This window comes from Mesorhizobium sp. M4B.F.Ca.ET.143.01.1.1 (assembly GCF_004792275.1).
GTDB classification, from domain to species: domain Bacteria; phylum Pseudomonadota; class Alphaproteobacteria; order Rhizobiales; family Rhizobiaceae; genus Mesorhizobium; species Mesorhizobium abyssinicae.
The window spans coordinates 1-326 of sequence record NZ_SRSR01000223.1; the positions used below are offsets into that span (position 1 = coordinate 1).

General features: G+C 67.2%; 1 pseudogene. It reads right to left on the reverse strand.

Going from position 1 to position 326, the window contains the following annotated elements:
• Positions 1 to 326: pseudogene (locus tag EN786_RS36730) on the reverse strand (3-isopropylmalate dehydrogenase); the annotation flags it as partial.

The following is a 326-nucleotide window of genomic DNA, read 5'->3' on the forward strand; positions in this document are numbered from 1 at the left end:
GCGCCTGCTCATGCGGCAGCACGATGTTGAGGCCGATCGAGGGTGCGCCGACATCGTCGGCGCCGCGGTTGCCCGCTTCCATCACGCCGGGTCCGCCGCCGGTCACCACGACATACTCGCGGTAGTATGAGGTGGCCGACTGCTGCGAGCAGAGGCGGGCGAACTTGCGCGCCTCCTCATAGTATTTGCTGTTTTTCTCGAGGTTCTTCCTCTGGGTCTCGTTCTTGGCCGCCCAGGCTTCGCCGCCGGGTTCGGGCAGGCGGGCGCCGCCGAACAGGATCACCGTGGAGCGGATGCCGCGCTCGGCCAGGATCATCTCCGGCTTC